Origin of the sequence: Thalassobium sp. R2A62 (assembly GCF_000161835.1) — a bacterium.
In the GTDB taxonomy this organism is placed as follows: Bacteria; Pseudomonadota; Alphaproteobacteria; order Rhodobacterales; family Rhodobacteraceae; genus Thalassobium.
This window is the reverse complement of the sequence record NZ_GG697169.2, coordinates 449,539-472,145: the sequence shown is the minus strand read 5'-3', so window position 1 is coordinate 472,145 and position 22,607 is coordinate 449,539. Positions and strand designations below refer to the sequence as shown.

The following is a 22,607-nucleotide window of genomic DNA, read 5'->3' as shown; positions in this document are numbered from 1 at the left end:
AGCGTCGCTTCATTGCTTTTCGTTACAGTGAGGTTTCGACATAATGGGGTTATGAGCGACTCACTTCCCACCACGCATGACTGGCCTACCTTGGAAAAGGGTTGGGTTTGGCTATGCGGCGCAGGCCCCGGCGATCCGGGCCTTTTGACCCTGCACGCGCTGAACGCGCTGCGGCAGGCGGATGTGGTGATCTATGATGCGCTCGTTCAGGAACAAATCCTCGACTGGGCACCACAAGCCGAACATATCTATGCGGGCAAACGCGGCGGCAAACCGTCAGCCAAGCAACGCGATATCTCGCTCCGGTTGGTCGATCTCGCACGCGAAGGCAAAAAGGTCCTGCGGCTCAAGGGCGGTGATCCATTTGTGTTTGGCCGTGGCGGCGAAGAGGCACAGACCCTCGTTCAGCATGGCATTCCTATTCGGATTATCCCTGGAATCTCGGCTGGTATTGGCGGCCTCGCATATGCGGGAATTCCTGTCACTCACCGCGACGTGAACCAATCGGTGACCTTTGTCACAGGTCACGACCAATCCGGTAACGCGACCTCGTCACTGGATTGGAATGCAATCGCCAAAGGGTCCCAAGTCATCGTGATCTACATGGGCATGAAACACATCGCCCAGATCACATCGTCGCTGATCTATGCCGGCCGTGACCCACACGAACCAGTGGCGATTGTGACAACAGCCACCACCGAACACCAAAGGGTGCTGGAAACCACGCTGTCGACCGCAACCGCCGACATTGAAGAAGCCGGCCTCGAGCCACCTGCGATTATCTGTGTCGGGCGCTCGGTCTTGATGCGTCAGACCCTTGATTGGCAGGCCATGGCAAAAGGTCACGCACCGCGCGATCTTGATCCACTGGGTCGCGGCCGTCCGGCTGAAAGCGCTTAAATGCGCCCGCCTCTGACTTTGACCGATCTATGTCAGGCCTGATTCTATCTGCCCCTTCATCCGGCGCGGGGAAAACCACGCTCACTCTGGCCTTGTTGCGGGCTCTGATAAACGCTGGTGCCTCTGTTCGCGCGGCCAAGTCCGGCCCCGACTATATTGACCCACGCTTCCACGCAGCAGCCTGTCATGCCGGGTGTTTTAACCTCGACGCATGGGCGATGTCCCCCGCGCGCATAAAATCCCTTGCGTCCGGCGACACTCCCTTGATCATCGAAGGGGCGATGGGGCTCTTTGACGGCGCCCCACCAGCAGGTCGAGGCGCAACCGCAGATCTCGCACGACAGCTCGGTTTGCCGGTTGTTCTGATCCTCGATGCGGCTCGTATGGCGCAATCCGTCGCACCGCTCGCGATGGGGTTCGCGAACCATGATACGTCAGTCAAGATCGCTGGCGTCATTCTCAACCGCGTTGGATCAGACCGACATGAAATCATGCTGCGCGACGCCATGGCCCCGACAGGGCTGCCTGTTCTGGGCTCCGTTCGTCGAAATTCAGAACTGAGCCAGCCGTCGCGCCATCTGGGTCTGGTCCAAGCGTCCGAACGCCCTGATCTCGATGCCTTCCTTGACTGCGCGGCGGCGCTCATCGCGCCCCAGCTCGATATGGATGCAATCACCGCGTTGCTTGCAGGTCCAAACCTGTCCTCAACCAGCACCCCACGCACCGCACCACCTGCGCAAAACATCGCAATCGCCAGCGATGCGGCCTTTGCCTTTGCCTACCCACACTTGCTGGAGGACTGGCGCTCTGCGGGCGCACAGATCACACCGTTTTCACCCCTCAACAACGATCCAGCACCACAGGCCGATCTGATTGTCCTGCCAGGCGGCTACCCCGAACTCCACGCAGGGCAAATTGCTGCAAATTCCATGTTCATCAATAGCCTTAAGAATGCGCCACGAGATACTCAAATATATGGGGAATGCGGCGGATACATGACGTTAGGGTCCACCCTGATCGACGCAGATGGAACACCGCACAGAATGGCCGGGCTTTTGGATTTGGAAACCAGCTTTGCGACCCGCAAACTGCACCTTGGTTACCGCACAGTCCATGCGACAGCGGGCCCGTTCACCGGCGAACACATGGCGCATGAATTTCATTATGCGACAACCCTTCGCGCGCAGGGTACGCCACTCTTTACGGCCAGCGATGCGACGGGGACGTCTCTCGAACCAATGGGGCTGACCACTGGGCGTGTCCACGGCTCGTTTGCGCATATCATCGACGCTCCCTTGCCCTGACCGCACAACAAGTCTACCGATTTGCCAAAGGGGATCGCCATGACCACCACCAGCCACATCGACGACAGCCGCGCGAAACGCAATGTAGCGATTTTGGTCCTGTCCCAAGCGATCCTTGGCGCGCAGATGCCTATGCTCTTTGTCATCGGCGGTTTAGCGGGCACACAGCTCGCGTCGAACGTCTGTCTTGCGACGCTGCCAATCTCGATGATTGTCTTTGGCTCGATGACCACTGCCCCGTGGATCAGCCCCTATATGCAGCGCAATGGTCGCCGCGCGGGCTTCTTCCTTGGTGCCATTGCAGGTGCGCTGGGTGCGGGTGTCGCGGCCTACGGGCTCTACATCCAGTCCTTTGCAGTCCTGCTCATCGGCTCGTATATTTCTGGCATCTACATGTCGGCCCAAGGGTTCTACCGCTTTGCGGCAACCGACACGGCATCTGAGGCGTTCCGCCCCAAGGCGATTTCATATGTGATGGCAGGTGGTCTGTTCTCTGCCATTTTCGGGCCGCAACTGAATAAGTTCGTCCAAGACGCCTATGTCACCCCGTTTCTGGGCTCGTATCTCGCAATCATGTGCCTGAACTTGGCCGGTATGTTGCTGTTTTTCGGCCTCGACCTGCCCGCTGGCACCGGCAAAGTCGTTTCCAAAGTTTCATCTAGCATTCGGACCCGCGCGCGAATGTTGCGCGAACCCAAGATCATCGTCGCTATCATCTGCGCGATGGTGTCCTACGCGCTGATGAACCTCGTTATGACATCCACCCCTCTGGCGGTTGTCGGCTGCGGGTTTACCAAGAACAACGCCAACGACATCGTTTCATTGCACGTGGTTGCAATGTTCCTGCCGTCGTTCTTTACAGGACATCTGATCAACAAATTCGGCGTCACACGGATTATCGGCGCAGGTCTCGCGATTCTGGGGGCTGCTGGTCTGGTGGCACTGACGGGCGTCACGCTGACGAACTTCTTTGTGGCGTTGATCCTGCTGGGTCTGGGATGGAACTTCGGCTTTATTGGGGCGACCACCCTTCTGGCGTCCTCGCACACACCTGACGAACGCGGCGTGATCCAAGGTTTGAACGACGCCATCGTCTTTGGCTGTGTGACACTCGCCAGCCTCGCATCAGGCGGTTTGATGAACTGTTCAGGTGGCGATGTCGTCCAAGGCTGGAACGCCGTGAACCTCGCTATGGTGCCGTTCTTGGTGCTGGCAGGTGGTGCGTTGATCTGGCTGGGCCGTCGCCCGAACCTCGCGGCTTAAATCCGCCCGGACATCGACGACCAGATCAGGCTTGCCTTGCGGGCAAACTCGCTTCCCTCCAGCTTGCCTTCGATCACCCGTTCCGGCACGGCAGCAGCCGCACGCAACACCGATCTCGCACGCCACCCTGCACGCAGGGCACCACGCGCCTCGGATGACACGTCACTCTTGCGCGCACGCGCGGAATCAATCCGGTCTAGCCCCGCTTGCGCCAAATTCCGCACCCCTTGGGGTGTGCCGTCAACCAGCGGCTTGCGCCCACGGGCCTCTAATTCTGGAACCGCACGCAATAGGTTCGCTACCCCGATACCGTAAGCATATTCGCGAACGACGCTTTCGTCGGCTGCGCCCAAACACTGGGCCACAACCCACGTGAGGTGGCCAGACGTAGCATCAATATATTCATCTAGATGGCTCGGATCCTCGAACGCATCCGAATAGATATCCCAGCGCCGTGCCGCGACAAAACCATCTAGCAACGCCGCCTGCTGGGGCGTCAGTACCTCGGCCAATGCATCCACGACTTCGTGTTTGCGCGGGGTCGCACCGTTTGCGATTTCCTCTAGCGCATCGCGCCACCACTGAAGACGCATCTCGGCAATCATCGCCTCTTGAGTGACCCAAGGCGCCCGCGACACTTCGACATTCAGCGCATAGAGCGGAAACAAAACGCGGCGGGCCTCAACGGGCGTCGCCATTGTGGCCAAGAAACGATCAGGATCGGCGCGTTCGACCAAAGCGGCACATGCAGACAAACTCATTTCAACCTCACCACCCAAAGAACATAGGCCACTTCATCTGGCGCAGCACGCCACAGCGCGATCTCGCGTTCTGTCTTATGGACAGCTTTGCTCGTATCGGCGTTTGTCGTATCCACCTGCGCGATCCGTGCTTCAAGACCATCATAGTAGCGCGCCCACCCTGCACCGATGATCCAACGATAATCGACAACTTCGTACCCTGCCGCTTCGATTTCTGATCTTGTGCTCGCCAGATTACCGATCTCACCCTCGCCCGCCCAGAACGCAGCACCACCGCCAGTTTCGGCATCAGTCAGACACGGATGGGAAAACGCGACATGTCCGCCATCGTTTAGGGCATCACGCCAACCAGATAGACAGTCAGCAATACCTAAGAAATATAGCGCGCCTGCACACCAGATCAGATCATATGGCCCGCTGACCGACGCCATGTCAGCCACGCGCGCCTCTACACGGCCTTGGTACTGTGCAACACGTGCTTGGGCTTCAGCGACGAAATGCGCCTTGGTATCAACGGCTTCGATTTGCGCCTGCGGTAGCGCATCCGCTAAAACGACCGTATCCGCACCGGGACCACAGGCCGCATCCAGCACCTTGACAGCACCCGATGCACCAGCCACCTCAATGGCCCAGCGCACGTCGCTCTCTAGTCCGGGACCTTCGCGATCGTTCTCGGAATGAACGGCCCAAAATCCGGTCAGACCATTGTTCATACGGCCTGCGCCCCGTCGCGCACCAGCTTCCACCGTATCGCGTCGAGCAGCGCATCAAACGACGCATCGATGATGTTCGGGCTGACCCCAACAGTGGACCACCGGCGACCGGCCCCATCTTCGCTATCAATGATGACCCGCGTGACGGCTTCGACACCGCCGCCTGTGATCCGCACTTTGAAGTCGACTAGCCGCATGTCGTCGATCATTTCTTGGTTGGGTCCCAAATCCTTGGCCAGCGCCTTGGCCAGCGCATTCACAGGACCACGGTCCGATCCCGTCTCATCCATGCTCTCGGAGACAGACAGCACCTTTTGATCACCGATCTTGGTAACGACGACAGCCTCGGACAGCGACACCATGCGGTTGTACTTGTTCTTGCGACGCTCAATATTCACTCGGTAGCGCTTGACCTCGAAATAATCTGGCAGCAGCCCCAACTCGCGCCGCGCCAACAGCTCAAAGCTCGCCTGTGCGGTGTCATAGGAATACCCCTGCGCCTCGCGCTCTTTGATCACCTCTAGGATACGGCCCAGCGCGGCGTCACTCTTGTCCACCTCCAGCCCCATATCCGCCAAACGCTTGCGCAGGTTGGACTGCCCCGCTTGGTTCGACATTGGGATGATGCGGCTGTTTCCAGTGATAGCCGGATCGATATGTTCGTAGGTTGTCGGGTCTTTCAGGATCGCGCTAGCGTGCAGCCCTGCCTTGTGGGCAAAGGCACTGGCCCCCACATAGGCCGCCTGCCGCTGAGGCACACGGTTCAGAATATCATCCAGCATGCGCGACACCCGCGTCAGATCGGCCAGTGCATCGCGGCTCACACCGATCTCGAACTGGCTGGCAAACGGTTCTTTTAGCAACAAGGTCGGGATGATCGACGTCAGATTGGCATTGCCACACCGTTCGCCTAATCCGTTCAATGTCCCTTGGATATGCCGCGCACCTGCCAGAACCGCAGCCAGCGATCCCGCCACAGCATTCTCGGTGTCATTGTGCGTGTGGATGCCCAGACGCGTCCCTTCTACGCCAGATGCAATCACCTCGCCGACGATGCGCCCGATCTCGTGGGGTAGCGTGCCGCCATTAGTGTCGCACAGCGCGACATAGCCCACGCCCGCATCCAAAGCTGCGTGGATACAGCGCAGTGCATAGTCAGGGTTCGCCTTGTAGCCATCAAAGAAATGCTCGGCGTCAAAAATCGCTTCGCGACCACGCGCCACAATATGGGCAAAGCTATCACGGACATTCTCTACGTTTTCATCCAGCGTGATGCCCAGCGCGGTCGTTACGTGAAATTCGTGCGTCTTACCCACCAAACAGACCGCAGCCGTCCCCGCATTGATGACACCAGCCAGAACATCGTCATTTTCGGCCGACCGACCGCTGCGTTTGGTCATGCCAAAGGCGGTCATCGTCGCGTGTGTCTTGGGCGCTGTATCAAAAAACTCGCTATCGGTCGGATTGGCACCTGGCCAACCGCCTTCGATATAGTCGATCCCCAATGCATCCAACGCTTCGGCAATCTGAACCTTTTCAGGGGTCGAGAAGACAACCCCTTGGGTCTGCTGCCCATCCCGCAGCGTGGTGTCAAAGAGCCATAGACGTTCGCGGGTCATAGTAACCCCTCCAACTTGGACGCATCAAACGAGGCGGTTGGCTCTAGTGCCACGCCCTCTTTGCTCATACGCACCTCTACACCTGCTTCGGTCAACCGAGCCTTCAGCGCATCAACCGCGGCAAAGTCTTTGTTTTCCGTCGCGGCAGATCGTGTTGCATTGAACAATTCAACATAGGCCTGCAAATCCGCGCCGCCGACAACCCAATCTCCTATGTTATCGCCCAATAGACCGATCATCGCACCCGTCGCCTTGAGCGCTGCGGCGTCTCCTTGGGATGCAAGGCTGTGCATCCGCATAATGACCTCGGATACGTTTACATCATCCGCCAAGGCATCTGACGCTCGTTCCTGCCCCATATCCAACGCAACGCCATCCGTCAGCTTGCGCCACTTGCGCAGCGTCGTCTCGGCCTCGGCACGTTTCTTGTCAGTCCAGTCCATTGGCTTGCGGTAGTGCGTCGATAGCATGACAAAGCGGATCACCTCACCCGGTACACCTTGGTCCAGCAAATCACGAACGGTAAAGAAATTGCCCAAGCTCTTGGACATCTTCTTGCCCTCGACCTGCAGCATCTCGTTATGCATCCAGACCTGCGCGAAGTCGTGACCACAGCATTTGCTTTGTGCGATCTCGTTCTCATGGTGCGGGAACTGCAGATCATTGCCACCGCCGTGGATATCAAACGCAGGCCCCAACAGGTCATACGCCATCGCGGAACATTCAATATGCCATCCCGGGCGTCCCCGACCCCACGGGCTATCCCAACCGGGCTGATCCTCTGTCGACGGCTTCCACAGAACGAAATCCATTGGGTCTTCTTTGAACGGTGCCACCTCTACACGGGCACCGGCAATCATATCATCGACAGACCGTCCCGACAGCGCGCCGTATTCCTTATAGGACCGCACCCTAAACAGCGCATGCCCCTCTTTGGCATAGGCATGCCCGCCTTCGATCAAGCCCTCGATCATCGCGACCATTGGCGCGATATAGGCTGTGGCCCGTGGTGCATGGTTGGGCTCTAGCGCGCCCAGCGCACCCATATCTGCCAGATACCACGAGATGGTTTCATCCGACCGCTCGGCGATCAAATCCTCTAGGCTGCCCTTGGCACCTGCTTCTTGCCGCGCCAGTGCGGTCGCGTTGATCTTGTCATCTACGTCCGTGAAGTTGCGCACATATGTGACGTGATCCGCCCCATAAGTGTGCCGCAGCAACCGGTAGAGCACATCAAACACCAACACAGGGCGCGCATTGCCCAGATGGGCGCGGTCATAGACGGTGGGACCACAAACATACATCCGCACATTGTCAGGGTCCAAAGGGGTAAAATCCTCTTTGGTTCGTGTCTTGGTATTGTGCAGACGAATGGTCATAGTTGGTCCTCGCGCAGGGTCGCATCCCGCGGACTTAGCAACTTATGAGTTTGTGAAAAACGTAAAAGAGCGGTCCGCGTGACGAATGTCAGCAGATAATAATACAGCAGATGATGCAGGTGCTCTTCATACGCACCTCTATAGCGGGCCACAGCCCCCCTGCCTAGCCCCTAGTAATATTGGGCAACTTCTATTTCGACCCCGCTTTCGGCGACAAAATAAAACCGCCGCCCCGGTTCGTAATCCGCATGTCGGTTGGGTTCATACCCCGCCGCGATCACCCGCGCCTCGGTCGCGTCAATGTCATCCACAACAACTCCCAAATGATTTGGGCCCGCTAACGTTGTGGTGGTGTCTTTCATGTGATCAAGAATTTTGACCGGCGCATATGGTGCAACATAGCTGTCCGCCTCACCGACCAGCACGCTATAGCCACCATTTAGCGCCGTGCCCTCCCAACGGATATGCCAGTCAAACAACGTACACAGCGTTTCGGCAAAGGCTTTGGCGTCCGCAACCGCGACATTCAAATGTTCCAAACGCGCCATCAGCTTCTCCTTGGGATGTGTGACGACACACTATCGACGCCTCACCACATACGGCAAGCATCCTGTCCGAATTTCATGCCCCCGACATCACGCTGGATATTGACAAACCACCCTTTCAGGCGGCCCATGATCCCATGACACTTTCAACACGCATCAGCACACTCACCCCCGGCGGTTCCGACGGTTGGGAAGTTTTCTATCGCGCCCGCCAGATGAAGGCCGCCGGTACGCCCGTCACTGAACTGACGATCGGCGAACATGACATCCGGACCGAGAAAATCATCCTCGACGCTATGCACCGCGCCGCGGTCGATGGGCATACGGGCTATGCAGCGGTCCCGGGCACCTTGGGTCTGCGCGAGGCTGTCGCGGCACGCATTCAGAAACAAACAGGTGTGCCGACAACACCTGACAACATTCTGATCACCCCCGGTGGTCAGGCCGCCCTCTTTGCCGCTCATATTGCGGTTCTCGATCCCGGTGACCGTGCGCTGTTTATTGATCCCTACTATGCGACCTACCCCGGAACCATTCGCGGTGCGGGTGGCATACCCGTGGCCATTCCCGCCGACGCTGATGCAGGGTTTCAACCCACCGCCGCGAACATCACCCCCCATCTGACGGACGATGCTGCGACCACCAAATCGCTGCTGATCAACACACCCAACAATCCGACAGGCGTGATTTACACCCAAGACACTCTGACACAGATCGTCGACACCTGCCGCGCCCATAATTTGTGGCTGATCTCGGACGAGGTCTACGACACCCAAGTGTGGTCCGGCACTCACCTGTCAACCCGCGCAATGTACCCTGACCGCACTCTAGTGATTGGCTCCATGTCCAAGAGCCACGCCATGACCGGCAGTCGGATTGGCTGGATCTGCGGCCCCGAAGACGTGCTTGAAGCGATCACCAATCTGGCCACGCACACCACCTATGGCGTACCCGGCTACATTCAGGACGCCGCTTTGTTTGCCCTGAACCAAGGCGACACTCTCGAAGCCCGCGTCGCAGCACCTTTTGCCCGCAGACGCCCACTGGCCATGCAAGTGCTCGAGGGGCAGAACCTCGTGCGCGCTGTCCCCTGTGATGGGGCAATGTATCTGATGCTGGATCTACGTGCGACCGGCCTGTCAGGGCGTGATTTTGCCGAACAATTGTTGGATACACACCACATCGCTGTGATGCCCGGCGAAAGCTTTGGCACCGCCGCCGCGGGTCACGTGCGTGTCGCTATGACAGTTGACGACGCGTCCTTTGTCGCCGCCCTAGAAGCCCTTGTCGCCTTTGCACATACCCTGACGCAGGAGCCTTAGATGACCTCTTTTCGCGACCTCCATCACCAAGACACCCCAATGATCCTCGCCAATGCGTGGGACATCGGATCGGCGCGCATGTTGGCCGCAAATGGCGCACACGCGCTGGCCACATCATCGGCGGCCTACGCCTTTACCCTTGGGCTGCCCGACGGCACGCTGGACCGCGACCAACATCTCGCCCACGCCCAAGACATCGTCGCCGCCACGCCTCTTCCGGTACAGGGGGACTTTGAGAACGGGTTTAGTGATGATCCAGAAACCTGCAGTGAAACGGTTCGACTAGCAGCCGAGATCGGGCTCGCTGGGATTTGTATCGAAGACACCATCCTGGATGCGCCCGCTCAGGCCAATGGTCGCAAACCGGCTTATGATTTAGACCTCGCTGTCGAACGGATCGCGGCGGCCTGTGCGGCCGCGCGCGCTGCCCAATGATTTTGTTCTGACAGCCCGCGCCGACGGCATGCTGACCGGCACCTACGACACGGACGAGGCATTGCGCCGGATCCAAGCGTTTGATGCAGCGGGTGCTGATTGCCTCTATGCACCGTTGCCGCCCAGCTGGGATGATCTGGTCCGACTGGTCAACGCAACCGACAAACCCACCAACGCCCTGATTGCAGAGCCGATGTTTGTCGCAAAAACCCAAGCAGACTATGCAGCCATCGGCGTTGCACGGCTGTCTTTGGGATCGTCTCTGGCGCGGATCACCCATGCCGCTATCCAAGACGCGGCCACCGCCATGTTTGGCGCAGGCGACTTTACCCCCTTTGGAAATGCCATGTCTGGCGATAAGGTCGACGCTTTATTAACCAAGTTCTGACCTCATCAAGGGGTCAAACACCTTATTGTTTTGACCCCACGAGGTTCGTTTATGCGTTCTACTATTTTGGCCATCGGTGCAGCCGCCTTCTTTGCAATGCCCGCAACGGCCCAAGTCTTTCCTGACCCAACATCCACCTCTGTCAATGACAGCGCCAATATGATCGATGCCAAAACAGAGGCCCGATTGGTCGACGCGCTCGAAGATTTATAGCGGCGCAGCGGCACGGAAATGACCATCGCCACACTGTCTTCGGTACAATTTTACGCCAATGACACCGAGGTTGCCGACTATACGACCCAGCTCTTTAACTATTGGTGTGTGGGTGATCCAGACGAAGGCGACGGCATCTTGATGTTGATTTTCCTTGACGACAACGAACTGCGGCTGGAACTGGGGACAGGCTATGGCGACAGCTATACAGCCGAAGCCCGCGACGTGGTCAACGATGTCATCCTGCCCGTGTTTCGAGATGGCGATTTCTCGAAAGAGATCGAGGCCGGCACCACTGCAACGATCGACACGATCGCCCTCCCGTTCAAAGGGATGGGAACCGCGGCCCCCGCAACGTCTGGGAAAGGCGGGAATGCGCTATGGTACATTTTGGGCGGGATCGGCGCCGCTATTGCCGGGCTTGTCGGCCTGAACCGTAGACGAGCCGCGAAACTTGCCGCAACACCCTGCCCGTCATGTGGCAACACAGGGCTGACCAAAGCCTACACCGTCCTGACCGAGGCAACGCTCGAGGCCGAAGGATCAGCCGAGACCCGCACAACTTGCCCCCACTGCGGGTGGTCCGAGGCCGAGCCGCGCACATTGTCCAAACTCAAACCTGATGAGAAACCTGAATTCTCAGGGGGCAAGGCTGACGGCAAAGGCGCCTCTGGAAAATGGTAACCCTGTAAAAGAAACGGGGCGACCGCACTGGCCGCTTCACTCTGATTGAGCACGACCTGCCGCTAGAACTTGAACGAAACGCGCGCAGTGGCCGTCATCGCATCAACATCGAACCCTGTTCCGTCAAAGTCGTCGAACGAATGCTGCAACACTTCGCCACCGACCAGAATGGTGTCTCTCATCGCATAGACCGCACCGACGCCAAAGAAATACCCGTCATCGACCCCGCCCAAGGCTGTGTCCGAGGCATCCGTCTGCGCAAAACCTGCGGTCATATAGGGCAGGATCGCCCCTGCGTCATACCCCACACGCCCCTTTAGGCGCAGGACACTGTCGACTTTCCCCGCCAACTCGGTGCTTTCGATCTCTGTTAGGTCATAGTCCAACTCGCCCCCCAACACGTAGCGGCCCAAGTCGTACATATAGCCCGCGTGCACACCGTAGAGCGCGCCATCTCCATTCAAATCAGCCCCATCAGGGTCCACGTCGACCTGACCTAGACCCAACTGAATACCCGCATAGCCACCGGTCCAATCTCGGCCATAGGTCGGTGCAGGCGCCATGGTTACTGTCTCCACCATCGGATCAATTTCGGCCTGCTCTAATGTGCCGGCAAAGGATGGGGTCGTCGCACCCAATACGAGTGCTGATGTAACGCTTACAAATTTCATCATTGTTCGTCTCCATGTTTGGCTGTGGGGGATACCGCGACCAATGAAACAGCCCCACACCACCCGGATACCGCAGCTAAACGCCAGCCTGGTCAGCCCTTTCAACGAAATCAGCCACACTCTGGTTTCAGCAAACCCCTGCCCAGAAACCGGAAATTGCCCCGTGGCTTTCCGCCGACAGGTGACGCGCTGTGCTCACAATCTTGCCTATTAACCCGTTGGATCGGCAGGTATCGGCCCATAAGATTTTCCAAACCCACGTCGCACACAGGCAAGACGTGTCGCGTTTTTACCGCGCTAATACTCTTATGAACCACGCGGATCTTTCCAACGCTTGGCGCATTGCGCTGGTCCACCGCACCATTGGGGCGCGGCGTGGACGTGCGGCACGTGGACGCCCGCATCAGATCTAGAGACCACACCTTTTCTAGATTTTTTTGCCCAGAGGCCCACCATGACACAGACAACTCCGACAACCACCCGCCGCACAGGTCGTGCCGGCGGACGCGCCGCCCGCCATGCCGCTCGCAACGCACCTCTTGATGACGTCATGCGCCCCGTGCGCGCAGGCCTGTCCGGTGGCACCTACAATCCGCTCTCTGAGACGGACATCGCGAATATCCACGAAACTGCCCTAAAGGCGCTCGAAGAAATCGGACTGGCCGACGCACCACAGTCTGGCATCGACTATATGACCGCCGCTGGCGCGACCCTAGGTGACGATGGCCGCCTGCGGTTCCCACGCGCGCTGGTCGAGGACATGCTCGCCGTTGCAGCAACTGACGTGACGCTAAAGGGGCGCGACCCCGTCCATGATTTGAACCTCTCAGGGACCAAAGTGCACTACGGCACGGCTGGTGCCGCTGTGCACCTCGTTGATGTCGAGGGCCGCAACTACCGTGAATGCACGGTCCAAGACCTGCATGACGCCGCACGCGTCACCGACACGCTCGATAACATCCATTTTCTCCAGCGCCCTATGGTTTGTCGCGACATCACCGACAACTACGAGCTGGACATCAACACGATCTATGCTTGCGTCGCAGGCACCACAAAACACGTCGGAACCTCCTTTGTTGAGCCGGACTTTGTGCCGGGATGTTTTGATCTTCTGCACATGATCGCAGGCGGCGAAGACAAATGGCGCGAGCGTCCGTTCTTGTCGAATTCCAACTGTTTCGTTGTCCCGCCTATGAAATTCGCAACCGAAAGCTGCGCAGTCATGGAGCAATGCATCGAAGGCGGCATGCCCGTCTTGTTGCTGTCCGCGGGCCAAGCCGGTGCAACGGCCCCTGCCCCGATCGCAGGTGCCATCGTCCAAGCGGTGGCGGAATGCCTTGCCGGTATCGTCTACGTCAATTCGATCAAACCCAGTCACCCTGCTATCTTTGGAACTTGGCCCTTTGTGTCGGACCTACGGACTGGGGCGATGTCTGGCGGATCAGGCGAACAGGCCCTTTTGACCGCTGGGTGCGCCCAGATGCACCGTTACTACGGCCTGCCTGGTGGCGCTGCCGCAGGGATCGCAGACGCCAAACTGCCGGACATGCAGGCGGGTTGGGAACAAATGTGCTCTAACGTGATGGCGGGCCTATCCGGCCTCAACATGGTCTACGAATCCGCAGGCATGCACGCCTCGCTCTTGGGCTTTTGTCTCGAAAGCCTGATTTTGGGCGATGATCTGTTGGGTCAGGCCATGCGCTGTGTGCGCGGCATCGAAGTCAACGAAGAAACCTTGGGGCTAGAGACGATGCGCGCAACCTGCATCGGTGGGCCTGGGCACTATTTGGGATCGGATCAAACGCTGAATCTGATGCAGACCGAATATGTCTACCCGACCATCGCCGACCGCACCTCACCCAAGGAATGGGCCGAAATTGGCAAACCCGATTTGATCAAGAAAACCATTGCGCGCAAAGAAGAGATTCTCGCCACACGCTCGGCCGCACGGTTTGATCCAGAGTTGGATGCAAGAATTCGCGCGACGTTTAACATTCACTTGCCAGCATAGTCAGAGCTGACTGGGGGCGCGGCCCCCAGACGCTCGGATACTCTTGGAACCGAGCCTGCCAAATAGGCCAAGGCGCGCCGTTTTCGGGCAAATAAAATTCAGGTGGGCAGGCAAAACATGCAAATTACGTAATTTAAGATCAAAAATACGCAAATTACATAAAATTCACGCTGATGCTGCGGCTTTTTCCTCAAGCATTAGCCACTCTTCTTCGGCCTCGGCAAGCTTGGATTGACGCTCAACCAAGGCGTCCGTCACCTTTTGAAATTTGACCGGTTCTTTGGTGAATAGGTCCGGATCAGACATCAAGGTTTCAAGCTTTGCGATCTCCGCCTCATAGCGTTCGATCACGCTCGGCAGCTCTTGAAGACGGTGCTTTTCCGTGAACGACAGGCCAGCTGCCGCGTCCTTTTTTGACGCGAGCTTTGCTTCTTTAGGCTTTGTTTTTGTTTGGCTTTCCACCTGATCGACCTCAGCCTTCTGAAACTGATAGTCGCTCCAACCGCCAGCATAGACCGTGGCACGTCCGCGCCCTTCCATAGCGATGGTTGTCGTGGCCACACGGTCGAGGAAATCACGATCGTGGCTGACCAATAGAACGGTACCGTCGTAGTCGTCCAAAATCTCTTGCAAAAGGTCGAGCGTCTCAATGTCCAAGTCGTTGGTCGGCTCGTCTAGGATCAAAAGATTGCTCTCACGCGCCATCAATCGGGCAAGCAAGAGGCGGGCTTTTTCCCCACCTGACAAGGACTTAACAGGTGCGCGGGCTTGCGCCTCGTCGAACAGGAATTCCTTGAGATAGCCCACAACATGTTTGGGATTGCCGCGCACCATGACCTGATCAGCCTTGCCGCTGACGCGCATTTCTGGATCACCCGTCAGGCTATCCCAAAGCGACATTTCCGGATCGAGGTTCGACCGAGCTTGGTCAAACACTGCAACCTCAAGATTGGTGCCCATTTTTACCGAACCACTGTCCGGCTGCGTTGCCCCAATCAGCACGTTGATCAGGCTGGTTTTGCCGACGCCATTGGGCCCCACAAATGCGATCCGGTCGCCACGCTGCACCTTGAGATCAAAGTCACGGACAATCGTCTTTTCACCAAATTCCAGAGATATAGCTTCGGCCTCTAACACTTTGCGTCCACTTGCTTTTCCGGATTCAAAAGCAAGGCTCGCAGCGCCCTGACGACGGATCATATTCGATCGCTCAGATCGCAAATCCTGCAAGACACGGACCCGACCTTGGTTCCGTTTGCGGCGTGCTGAAATTCCCTCAACCGCCCAGCGTGCCTCGGCCTTGATCTTGCGATCCAGCTTGTGACGTTGCATGTCTTCGTCTTCCCACGTTTTGTCACGCCAGATTTCGAAATTCTCAAAGCCCTTTTCCTGCCGGCGCACCACCCCACGATCAATCCAAAGCGTGGCACGGGTCAAAGCACGCAAGAACGCGCGGTCGTGGGAAATCAGGACATAGGCCGTGCGCGTCTGCGCAAGCTCTGTCTCAAGCCACGCAATCGCCTCGATATCAAGGTGGTTCGTAGGCTCGTCTAGCAACATCAATGACGGCGCTTCTGCCATCAGTTTGGCGAGGGCCGCGCGCCGACGCTCGCCCCCTGATGCAGTCGATACATCACCAGCAGGATCGAATTTCAGCCCTTCGGCAACCATATCGACCTTGTAGGTCTCGGACGGGTCCAGTGCGCTCTCGGCATAGTCACCAAGCGTCGCAAACCCCTCCATTGTGGGGTCTTGCTCCATGTAGCCAACCGAAATCCCCGGGGGGACCACGCGACTACCTGTGTCGGCCTCAACGAGATTGGCCATAACCTTCATCAAGGTGGATTTGCCCGATCCATTGCGCCCAACGAGCGCGACCCGATCACCCGGCTGGACCACAAGTCCAAGCTCGGAAAACACAGGGTCGCCACCAAAAGTCAGCGAGATATCAGAGAGTTGTAAAAGGGGTGCACGTGCCATGCCCCCGCCTAGCCAGATGCGATCAGGGCGTCAAGCACACGACTGCGCAAGCTGATGTAGTGTTCGCAAGCGCCCAGCAGGGATTTGCGCGACATCCAGAGCGGTAAAAACGTGCAGTGTGTCGACCTCGCGGTCGATCACCGCGTGATCGCCAACCCACCCCCCCATGCGCAAATAGCTGCGCAGCAACTCAGGTAACGATCGCGTAGCTTGCTTTGTGCAAACCGAAGCTTGGGTATCCAAAGCAACTGTTTCGGTTGATTTCGTTGATGGCCGCCGGTCTTCGGGTCCCATGTGCCGATCAAACAAGAGCTGGAATGCCTGTGCATGAGCTGCCGGATCGGCCCCCTTGAACGAGCTGCACCCGATCACGGTTTGCACGCCTTTCGCCGCGACAACGGCGGTTAGTTGGGCCCAAGCAAGACGTAAAACGTCACTGTCTAGTTCACCTCGTGCAGTGCAAAACCGTCCCAGTTCGAGAACGTTACAGCCATAAAGTCCAGCAATATCATACCGTTGCCCCGTATAGGACCGATCAAAACCCCCCTGATCCGTCAGATGTGCAATGCGAAACGTACACGCCAATGCGCCCGTCTCAACATCCGTGATCATAACGTGGTCGCTGGTGTCGTCCCATATATCGCGGTCCAACCCTGACCCGCCAAAGAACGCCGCATGGCGCAATGCGGCCACCGCGTTTCGGTCTGCGGCTGTTTGGGCCAGATGGCTGCGGTATCGCGGCGGGGCTATGATCATCGGGCCTGCGTCCTTGCGGGTTGTGCGCGCGGTCAATCGACCTAAGTAATGCGTAGGCCAAATAAGGAGTGCGCGACAATGGACAAAGTCATCAAAACCGATGCCGAGTGGCAAAAAGACCTAAGCGCCGAAGCCTACCGCGTATTGCGCAAGCATGGCACGGAACGGGCGGGCACGAACGACAATTTCCCTAAGGATGCGGGCATGTTTCGTTGTGCAGGATGCGATGCACCATTGTTTGAGCAGGACACCAAGTTTGAAAGCGGCACAGGCTGGCCGTCGTTCTACGCACCAGTCGATGGCGAAATGGTGGGTGAACAGGTCGACCGTAGTTTCTTTATGAAGCGGACCGAGGTGCACTGTAACCGGTGCGACGGGCACCTGGGGCACCTGTTCCCTGACGGCCCCGCCCCGACTGGTTTGCGGTATTGCATCAATGGCGCTGCGTTGACGTTCGAGGCCGAGGACTAAACTCGGCCAATTTGCTTAGCTATCGCCGAGAACAGCAGCCGGGTTAAAGTTGGCAAGGTTGCCCATCAACTGGCGCAAGAAGGTTGTGTTGCGGACATTGCTGTCCGTGACACGCCGCGACAACGTCACCACCTGACCATCCGCAAGCGTAAAGCGTTCGATGTTTTGAACAACGCCTGCGTCGTCAAAGGTGATCGCAACCAGTTGGCGGTCGATGATTTGCGGCGCAAATCCGCCGACGCGCTTCCAACGAGACGACACATAATAGAAACCTGCACCGTTCAGCACACCGCCCGTGGTCGGAATACCAACCGTTTCTTCGACCGAGGCGCGGGTGTCGACACCAACAATGACATTAGCAAGATCTTCGTCGGACGGCACATAGCCGTGGTTTCGGAACTGCGCCACACACGCGGCCAAACCCACAACCACGGTTCCCACAATAACACCGCGCAACAAACGCGACCCAATTTTCAACTGCCGAGCCATTTTGACCCCCTCGTTTTTTTGCCTTTGACCGCTGCGTCTCTTGACGGTTGCGCTCATGGCCTGCATGTCCCACCTATAACACCTGCCCCTGCTGGTTCAAGAATGGATCGCCATATGTCCCAAATGCCAACTTTGCCGCTGCGCGTCGCGGATCTAACAAAAAACCGTGCCAAACCTATTTCGGTAGAGCCGTCTGACGCGGATCTTGCGCTGATTGCCGCAGAACTCGACCTTGTTTCGTTGAAGAAAGTGCGTCTTGAAGGCAAGCTTGCCCCTATTGGAAAAACGGACTGGCGGTTAACTGCGATGGTCGGGGCGACTGCGGTGCAGTCCTGTGTCGTCACTTTGGCGCCTGTTACAACGCGTATCGATGATGACTTTTCATGGACCTATGTCAAAGACATGGATGTGGTCGATGTTTCCGAGGTCGAAATGACCGAAGACGAAAACACCGAGCTTTTGGGCACTGAAATCGACCTGATGGCGGTGCTGATTGAGGCTTTGGCCCTTGCCCTACCCGCATATCCACGCGTGGATGGCGCTGAAATCGAAACAACTGTTTTCACCGAACCGGGCAAAGCCCCAATGACAGACGAAGATGCGCGGCCATTTGCGGGGTTAGGAAACCTGCGCGATGCCTTGGAAAACAAGGGCGATTGAAGCCACGCGACACCAACCTAGAAAAGGGTTGCACATGTGCGGAATCGCAGTATGTTCGCGGCCTCTTAGACGGCAGGTCTCGACAGCGTGTGAATTCGCGTTTATGACCGCCCGAAACACGTAATGAACACCAGGGCTCGCGCCCTCCCAAACCCGAGGTCGAGACGACATGGCTGTCCCTCAGAATAAAATTTCCAAGTCGCGCCGGAACAACCGCCGTTCGCATCACGCACTCAGCGGTGCAAACCCGAACGAGTGTTCTAACTGTGGCGAGCTGACACGCCCACACCACGTATGCCCGTCCTGCGGTCACTATGCAGAGCGTGAAGTGGTTGCGATGGTCGACGACATCGATCTGGACGAAGACGCAGCATAAGCTGGTCTGGTGCGCAAATGACAACTCTGCTCACCGAAACGGCCCCCGTTTCAGAGACGACTGTCAGCGCCACGTCTGAACACATTGTATTATCGGTTGACGCCATGGGCGGAGACCAAGGGCCTGCAACTGTTGTTGCGGGCCTTGCTATGTTTTTGGCCTCTGAATCAGATGTCAGCATTTTATTGCATGGCGATCGTCGCACACTGGATCCGTTGGTTGCCCGCAAGGGGTTAAGCGACCGGATCGATGTGCGTCACGCCGAAGACGTGGTCAGCATGAGCGACAAGCCGAGCCAAGTGATGCGGCACGGCAAAAAGACATCTATGTGGTCTGCAGTTGAGGCCGTCCGCAGTGGCGATGCGTCTGTTTGTGTGAGCTGCGGAAACACTGGCGCGCTTATGGCCGTCAGCATGATCCGCCTGCGCAAGGTCGACGGTGTGAACCGCCCTGCCATTGCCTGCCTTTGGCCCTCTCGCAATCCAGGCGGGTTCAACGTCATGTTGGACGTTGGTGCAGACATCCGCGCCGATCAGGACGATCTACTGACCTATGCGCTGATGGGGGCATCTTATGCCCGCAACGGTTTGGGTCAGAAACGTCCACGCATCGGCCTGTTGAACGTCGGCACCGAAGAACACAAAGGCCGCGCAGAACTGAAAGTCGCCCATGAAATGATTGGCGATGCTGCAGAACGCGGAGCCTATGACTATGTGGGATTCGTTGAAGGCGGCGATATTCCATCAGAGCGCGTCGATGTCATCGTCACAGACGGCTTTACGGGCAACGTTGCCCTAAAGACAGGCGAAGGCACCGCGACACTGATTTCCGACCTCCTGCGCCAAGCATTCAGAAAGACCCCCCTATCGATTTTTGCAGCACTGCTCGCGATGGGATCCTTGGGTCGTCTGCGCAAGCGCATCGACCCACGCAGGGTCAATGGTGGCGTATTTTTGGGGCTGAACGGCACGGTCGTTAAATCCCATGGGTCGGCAGACGCAACAGGTGTGGCCGCCGCTGTCACGCTCGCTTTTCAGTTGGCTCAATCAGGTTTCTCGGACAAATTGGCGAAGCGGGTTGCCGCTGCGGCAAGTCTGACCCAAGATAGCGTCCAAGATCAATAAAAGGCAGATCTCATGACCGTTCGTGCAGTTGTCAAAGGCGTTGGCCATTACCTTCCTGAACGGATCGTTCCGAACGCCGAATTTGAGACGTTTCTCGATACGACAGACGATTGGATCCAGTCCCGTTCGGGCATCAAGAATCGTCACTTCGCCGCCGAAGGCGAGACCACGTCGGATCTAGCCACGCACGCTGCAAACGCCGCTCTCGCTGACGCTGGCTTGCAGGGCAGTGATATTGACGCGATCGTTTTGGCCACATCGACAGCTGATCTGACATTCCCAAGCTCGGCCACCAAAGTGCAGCACGCGATCGGTAATACGAATGGCTATGCCTTTGATATACAAGCAGTTTGTGCAGGTTTCGTCTTTGCGCTGTCAAATGCGAATGCGTTGATTGCATCGGGTCAGGCCGAGCGGGTTCTGGTCATCGGGGCAGAAACATTCAGCCGGATCATGGATTGGACGGATCGCAGCACATGCGTTCTGTTTGGGGATGGTGCCGGTGCGCTGGTGCTTGAGGCAGAAACCGGTGCGGGCACGTCCGCAGATCGTGGCGTACTATCTGTCGATCTGAACTCTGACGGCAGCCACCGCAATCTTTTGTATGTCGATGGTGGGGTCAGTACCCAGTCCACGGGCCATCTTCGCATGGAAGGCCAAGAGGTGTTCCGCCATGCGGTCGAAAAGCTCGCTCAAACGGCGCACACCGCGTTGAACAAGATCGGTTTGGGCGCTGGAGACGTCGATTGGGTCGTCCCCCATCAGGCGAACATCCGCATCATCAAGTCTACAGCGCGCAAGCTGGGCGTCCCTATGGACCGCGTCGTGGTGACGGTCGAAAATCACGGCAACACTTCTGCTGCGTCGATTCCTTTGGCCCTTTCTGTCGGCAAGGAACGTGGTCAGATCAAACAAGGTGATTTGTTGGTCACCGAAGCGATTGGCGGTGGGCTTGCTTGGGGGTCCGTGGTCCTGCGTTGGTAAGCGCAAAGTCTCGCTTTAACTGCCCCGTCTAACGCCTTGTTATTGACTCTCAATTTCTGATCCGCCTAGGTTGTCTGAACTAGGGGGAAGAAAATGTCTGAAAAAACTCTTACACGGATGGACCTCAGCGAAGCGGTCTTTAACGAAGTTGGTCTGTCGCGCAATGATAGCGCGCAATTGGTCGAAAGCGTTTTGGGGCACATGTCCGACGCGCTGGTCAAAGGCGAACAGGTTAAAATCTCGTCCTTTGGGACCTTTGCAGTCCGCGAAAAGGCAGCCCGCGTGGGCCGCAACCCTAAGACTGGCGAAGAGGTTCCTATTCACCCGCGCCGTGTCCTGACATTCCGTCCCTCGCACCTGATGAAGGACCGCGTGGCGGCCGGCAACAAACGGTAAAATCATATGGCCAAATCACGCGACGCGTTCCGCACCATCAGTGAAGTGGCCAGTTGGCTGGATACTCCGGCCCATGTTTTGCGGTTTTGGGAAAGCAAATTCACGCAAGTGAAACCTGTCAAACGCGCTGGTGGGCGGCGGTATTACCGCCCCGATGATATGCGCCTGTTGGGTGGTATCAAAAAGCTGTTGCACGAAGACGGGATGACGATCAAAGGCGCGCAACAGATCCTGCGCGACCAAGGCATCGAACATGTTGCTGCGATGAGCATCCCCTTGGATGTTGATGCGCCGAGTGACACGGCGTCGTCTGAGAAACCCGCAAAGGCCGAGGTGAAACCCAAGACTGACAAGGCAACGGCTGCAGACGCGCCAGCCGCACCAGAGGCGACGACCACCGCAGAGACTGTTCCTGAACAGCCCGAAACAGCCCCGAGTGAAGCGGTCAGCGAAGTCGAAGCGACCGACGACAAGGTGTCCGATGCGGCACAGAGCACCGCGGACGAGGCCCAGAAAGCACCAGAGATAGACACTGCGCCCGCTGAAGCCGAGGCCGTGCAAGATCAAACCGAAAGCCCCGAGGACATGGCCCCTGCTGCCGTCGAGGTCGCTGAAAGCGAAGCGCCAGAGCCTGAGCCTGAAGAAGCTGCATCACCGGTCGACGAAGTGGAGGTCGCTGAGGCTGAGGCTGAGGCTGAGGCTGAGGCTGAGGCTGAGGCTGAGGCTGAGCCAATCGCCGCACGAGACGCGCCACAAGCCCCTGAGAGCAATGTCGTTCCTATCACGCCCGCAGCGGCACCTGCCCCGCTTGGACCCAGCAACATTCCTCCCGATCCAAACGACGCGGACGTCGACGGAAAACCGGGTGTTATGGCCAAACTGGCCAAAGCCAAAGAGCCGTCGCCAGAATTGGCAGCCTTCCTTGCGCGGCTTAAAATACTGCGCGAACGTATGTCGCGCAACTGATCCAAAACATGACGTTTCTCGCTTGCCCCTGCGCCAAAAACCAGTATCAACGCTGCCAAGTCGGGCTATGGCGCAGCCTGGTAGCGCGTCCGTCTGGGGGACGGAAGGTCGCAGGTTCGAGTCCTGCTAGCCCGACCAACACAAACGTCCGTACGTGCATTCGCGCGGCGGGCGTTTTGGTTTTTTAGGGGACGGTA

Annotated in this window: 23 protein-coding genes, 1 tRNA gene and 2 pseudogenes; 17 read left to right on the top strand and 9 right to left on the bottom strand. The window is 57.7% G+C overall.

From position 1 onward, the window contains the following. Nucleotides 1–51 precede the first annotated feature (51 nt). From cobA to TR2A62_RS02345, 3 genes are read left to right on the top strand one after another with little or no spacing between them, the layout of a single operon-like run. Nucleotides 52–900: a uroporphyrinogen-III C-methyltransferase gene (gene cobA / locus TR2A62_RS02355; protein WP_040820057.1), complete on the top strand. Its 849-nt coding sequence runs from the start codon at nt 52–54 to the stop codon at nt 898–900. Between the two features lie 29 nt (nt 901–929). Next, nucleotides 930–2,204, top strand: coding sequence for a cobyrinate a,c-diamide synthase (locus tag TR2A62_RS02350; protein WP_009159213.1), 1,275 nt, complete (start codon nt 930–932; stop codon nt 2,202–2,204). Nucleotides 2,205–2,243: 39 nt separating this feature from the next. After that, the gene (locus TR2A62_RS02345) at nt 2,244–3,467 is read left to right on the top strand and encodes an MFS transporter (protein ID WP_009160143.1); all 1,224 of its coding nucleotides are present in this window, start codon (nt 2,244–2,246) and stop codon (nt 3,465–3,467) included. Here TR2A62_RS02345 and TR2A62_RS02340 read toward each other — a convergent pair. From TR2A62_RS02340 to TR2A62_RS02320, 5 genes are all read right to left on the bottom strand, one after another. Then, the gene (locus TR2A62_RS02340) at nt 3,464–4,228 is read right to left on the bottom strand and encodes a squalene/phytoene synthase family protein (protein WP_009158419.1); all 765 of its coding nucleotides are present in this window, start codon (nt 4,226–4,228) and stop codon (nt 3,464–3,466) included. The two genes, TR2A62_RS02345 and TR2A62_RS02340, sit on opposite strands and share 4 nt — an antisense overlap. Next, nucleotides 4,225–4,941 (bottom strand): trans-aconitate 2-methyltransferase, encoded by a 717-nt coding sequence (locus tag TR2A62_RS02335; RefSeq protein WP_009158895.1) that lies wholly within the window; start codon nt 4,939–4,941, stop codon nt 4,225–4,227. Before TR2A62_RS02335 ends, TR2A62_RS02340 begins: the two co-directional genes overlap by 4 nt. Continuing rightward, the gene (gene cimA / locus TR2A62_RS02330) at nt 4,938–6,560 is read right to left on the bottom strand and encodes a citramalate synthase (protein WP_009157495.1); all 1,623 of its coding nucleotides are present in this window, start codon (nt 6,558–6,560) and stop codon (nt 4,938–4,940) included. The genes TR2A62_RS02335 and cimA overlap by 4 nt, the downstream gene beginning before the upstream one ends. Beyond that, nucleotides 6,557–7,939, bottom strand: coding sequence for a cysteine--tRNA ligase (gene cysS / locus TR2A62_RS02325; protein WP_009158294.1), 1,383 nt, complete (start codon nt 7,937–7,939; stop codon nt 6,557–6,559). The genes cimA and cysS overlap by 4 nt, the downstream gene beginning before the upstream one ends. A gap of 170 nt (nt 7,940–8,109) precedes the next feature. After that, on the bottom strand, nt 8,110–8,487 hold the full coding sequence (locus TR2A62_RS02320) for a VOC family protein (protein WP_009159976.1): 378 nt from the start codon (nt 8,485–8,487) through the stop codon (nt 8,110–8,112). Nucleotides 8,488–8,621: 134 nt separating this feature from the next. Here TR2A62_RS02320 and TR2A62_RS02315 point away from each other — a divergent pair, with 134 nt between their 5' ends. From TR2A62_RS02315 to TR2A62_RS02305, 4 genes and pseudogenes are all read left to right on the top strand, one after another. Beyond that, on the top strand, nt 8,622–9,806 hold the full coding sequence (locus TR2A62_RS02315; RefSeq protein ID WP_009160812.1) for a pyridoxal phosphate-dependent aminotransferase: 1,185 nt from the start codon (nt 8,622–8,624) through the stop codon (nt 9,804–9,806). Beyond that, nucleotides 9,807–10,629, top strand: a pseudogene (locus TR2A62_RS02310) (isocitrate lyase/phosphoenolpyruvate mutase family protein). It begins immediately after the preceding gene. A 51-nt stretch (nt 10,630–10,680) separates the two neighbouring features. Further along, nucleotides 10,681–10,842 (top strand): hypothetical protein, encoded by a 162-nt coding sequence (locus tag TR2A62_RS18670; protein ID WP_009158234.1) that lies wholly within the window; start codon nt 10,681–10,683, stop codon nt 10,840–10,842. 15 nt (nt 10,843–10,857) lie between these two features. Then, nucleotides 10,858–11,526: pseudogene (locus TR2A62_RS02305) on the top strand (YgcG family protein); the annotation flags it as partial. Nucleotides 11,527–11,588: 62 nt separating this feature from the next. Here TR2A62_RS02305 and TR2A62_RS02300 read toward each other — a convergent pair. After that, nucleotides 11,589–12,200: an outer membrane protein gene (locus TR2A62_RS02300; RefSeq protein WP_009160885.1), complete on the bottom strand. Its 612-nt coding sequence runs from the start codon at nt 12,198–12,200 to the stop codon at nt 11,589–11,591. A gap of 188 nt (nt 12,201–12,388) precedes the next feature. Between TR2A62_RS02300 and TR2A62_RS18945 the strand changes: the two genes are divergently transcribed. Continuing rightward, nucleotides 12,389–12,610, top strand: coding sequence for a hypothetical protein (locus TR2A62_RS18945; protein WP_009160630.1), 222 nt, complete (start codon nt 12,389–12,391; stop codon nt 12,608–12,610). A gap of 41 nt (nt 12,611–12,651) precedes the next feature. Further along, nucleotides 12,652–14,208, top strand: coding sequence for a trimethylamine methyltransferase family protein (locus TR2A62_RS02295; RefSeq protein ID WP_009157682.1), 1,557 nt, complete (start codon nt 12,652–12,654; stop codon nt 14,206–14,208). Nucleotides 14,209–14,373: 165 nt separating this feature from the next. On the opposite strand, the gene TR2A62_RS02290 is transcribed toward TR2A62_RS02295, so the two are convergent. Together TR2A62_RS02290 and TR2A62_RS02285 are read right to left on the bottom strand one after the other, a co-directional pair. Then, nucleotides 14,374–16,188: an ATP-binding cassette domain-containing protein gene (locus TR2A62_RS02290; protein ID WP_009160717.1), complete on the bottom strand. Its 1,815-nt coding sequence runs from the start codon at nt 16,186–16,188 to the stop codon at nt 14,374–14,376. A gap of 30 nt (nt 16,189–16,218) precedes the next feature. Beyond that, nucleotides 16,219–16,980 carry a GNAT family N-acetyltransferase gene (locus TR2A62_RS02285; RefSeq protein ID WP_223296060.1) on the bottom strand — a complete coding sequence of 254 codons (762 nt, stop codon included), beginning with the start codon at nt 16,978–16,980 and terminating at the stop codon, nt 16,219–16,221. A gap of 42 nt (nt 16,981–17,022) precedes the next feature. On the opposite strand from TR2A62_RS02285, the gene msrB reads away from it, so the two are divergent. Then, nucleotides 17,023–17,415, top strand: a complete 393-nt coding sequence (msrB, locus tag TR2A62_RS02280) for a peptide-methionine (R)-S-oxide reductase MsrB (protein ID WP_009159108.1) — start codon at nt 17,023–17,025, stop codon at nt 17,413–17,415. A gap of 15 nt (nt 17,416–17,430) precedes the next feature. On the opposite strand, the gene TR2A62_RS02275 is transcribed toward msrB, so the two are convergent. Continuing rightward, nucleotides 17,431–17,904: an outer membrane protein assembly factor BamE gene (locus tag TR2A62_RS02275; RefSeq protein ID WP_009159639.1), complete on the bottom strand. Its 474-nt coding sequence runs from the start codon at nt 17,902–17,904 to the stop codon at nt 17,431–17,433. Between the two features lie 114 nt (nt 17,905–18,018). On the opposite strand from TR2A62_RS02275, the gene TR2A62_RS02270 reads away from it, so the two are divergent. The 7 genes from TR2A62_RS02270 to TR2A62_RS02240 all read left to right on the top strand — a co-directional run bounded on the left by TR2A62_RS02270 (nt 18,019) and on the right by TR2A62_RS02240 (nt 22,548). Further along, nucleotides 18,019–18,564, top strand: a complete 546-nt coding sequence (locus tag TR2A62_RS02270; RefSeq protein WP_009159312.1) for a DUF177 domain-containing protein — start codon at nt 18,019–18,021, stop codon at nt 18,562–18,564. A 169-nt stretch (nt 18,565–18,733) separates the two neighbouring features. Further along, nucleotides 18,734–18,940, top strand: coding sequence for a 50S ribosomal protein L32 (gene rpmF, locus TR2A62_RS02265; protein WP_009160180.1), 207 nt, complete (start codon nt 18,734–18,736; stop codon nt 18,938–18,940). A 17-nt stretch (nt 18,941–18,957) separates the two neighbouring features. Next, nucleotides 18,958–20,064, top strand: a complete 1,107-nt coding sequence (plsX, locus tag TR2A62_RS02260; RefSeq protein WP_009157700.1) for a phosphate acyltransferase PlsX — start codon at nt 18,958–18,960, stop codon at nt 20,062–20,064. A gap of 12 nt (nt 20,065–20,076) precedes the next feature. Further along, entirely contained in the window at nt 20,077–21,048 is a 972-nt protein-coding gene (locus TR2A62_RS02255; RefSeq protein WP_009158502.1) for a beta-ketoacyl-ACP synthase III, read from the top strand. A 93-nt stretch (nt 21,049–21,141) separates the two neighbouring features. Further along, on the top strand, nt 21,142–21,444 hold the full coding sequence (gene ihfA / locus TR2A62_RS02250) for an integration host factor subunit alpha (RefSeq protein ID WP_009159523.1): 303 nt from the start codon (nt 21,142–21,144) through the stop codon (nt 21,442–21,444). 6 nt (nt 21,445–21,450) lie between these two features. Continuing rightward, nucleotides 21,451–22,410 (top strand): MerR family transcriptional regulator, encoded by a 960-nt coding sequence (locus TR2A62_RS17965; RefSeq protein WP_009158210.1) that lies wholly within the window; start codon nt 21,451–21,453, stop codon nt 22,408–22,410. Nucleotides 22,411–22,471: 61 nt separating this feature from the next. Further along, nucleotides 22,472–22,548, top strand: a tRNA-Pro gene (locus TR2A62_RS02240). Nucleotides 22,549–22,607 lie beyond the last annotated feature (59 nt).

Coding starts and splice junctions, on each gene's coding strand:
- TR2A62_RS17965 (WP_009158210.1), top strand. CDS start 21,451: ATGGCCAAATCACGCGACGCGTTCCGCACCATCAGTGAAGTGGCCAGT.
- TR2A62_RS02335 (WP_009158895.1), bottom strand. CDS start 4,941: ATGAACAATGGTCTGACCGGATTTTGGGCCGTTCATTCCGAGAACGAT.
- msrB (WP_009159108.1), top strand. CDS start 17,023: ATGGACAAAGTCATCAAAACCGATGCCGAGTGGCAAAAAGACCTAAGC.
- TR2A62_RS02340 (WP_009158419.1), bottom strand. CDS start 4,228: ATGAGTTTGTCTGCATGTGCCGCTTTGGTCGAACGCGCCGATCCTGAT.
- plsX (WP_009157700.1), top strand. CDS start 18,958: ATGACAACTCTGCTCACCGAAACGGCCCCCGTTTCAGAGACGACTGTC.
- TR2A62_RS02275 (WP_009159639.1), bottom strand. CDS start 17,904: ATGGCTCGGCAGTTGAAAATTGGGTCGCGTTTGTTGCGCGGTGTTATT.
- TR2A62_RS02290 (WP_009160717.1), bottom strand. CDS start 16,188: ATGGCACGTGCACCCCTTTTACAACTCTCTGATATCTCGCTGACTTTT.
- TR2A62_RS02350 (WP_009159213.1), top strand. CDS start 930: ATGTCAGGCCTGATTCTATCTGCCCCTTCATCCGGCGCGGGGAAAACC.
- TR2A62_RS02270 (WP_009159312.1), top strand. CDS start 18,019: ATGTCCCAAATGCCAACTTTGCCGCTGCGCGTCGCGGATCTAACAAAA.
- ihfA (WP_009159523.1), top strand. CDS start 21,142: ATGTCTGAAAAAACTCTTACACGGATGGACCTCAGCGAAGCGGTCTTT.
- cysS (WP_009158294.1), bottom strand. CDS start 7,939: ATGACCATTCGTCTGCACAATACCAAGACACGAACCAAAGAGGATTTT.
- TR2A62_RS02295 (WP_009157682.1), top strand. CDS start 12,652: ATGACACAGACAACTCCGACAACCACCCGCCGCACAGGTCGTGCCGGC.
- TR2A62_RS02320 (WP_009159976.1), bottom strand. CDS start 8,487: ATGGCGCGTTTGGAACATTTGAATGTCGCGGTTGCGGACGCCAAAGCC.
- cimA (WP_009157495.1), bottom strand. CDS start 6,560: ATGACCCGCGAACGTCTATGGCTCTTTGACACCACGCTGCGGGATGGG.
- rpmF (WP_009160180.1), top strand. CDS start 18,734: ATGGCTGTCCCTCAGAATAAAATTTCCAAGTCGCGCCGGAACAACCGC.
- TR2A62_RS02345 (WP_009160143.1), top strand. CDS start 2,244: ATGACCACCACCAGCCACATCGACGACAGCCGCGCGAAACGCAATGTA.
- TR2A62_RS02255 (WP_009158502.1), top strand. CDS start 20,077: ATGACCGTTCGTGCAGTTGTCAAAGGCGTTGGCCATTACCTTCCTGAA.
- TR2A62_RS02315 (WP_009160812.1), top strand. CDS start 8,622: ATGACACTTTCAACACGCATCAGCACACTCACCCCCGGCGGTTCCGAC.
- TR2A62_RS02300 (WP_009160885.1), bottom strand. CDS start 12,200: ATGATGAAATTTGTAAGCGTTACATCAGCACTCGTATTGGGTGCGACG.
- cobA (WP_040820057.1), top strand. CDS start 52: ATGAGCGACTCACTTCCCACCACGCATGACTGGCCTACCTTGGAAAAG.
- TR2A62_RS18670 (WP_009158234.1), top strand. CDS start 10,681: ATGCGTTCTACTATTTTGGCCATCGGTGCAGCCGCCTTCTTTGCAATG.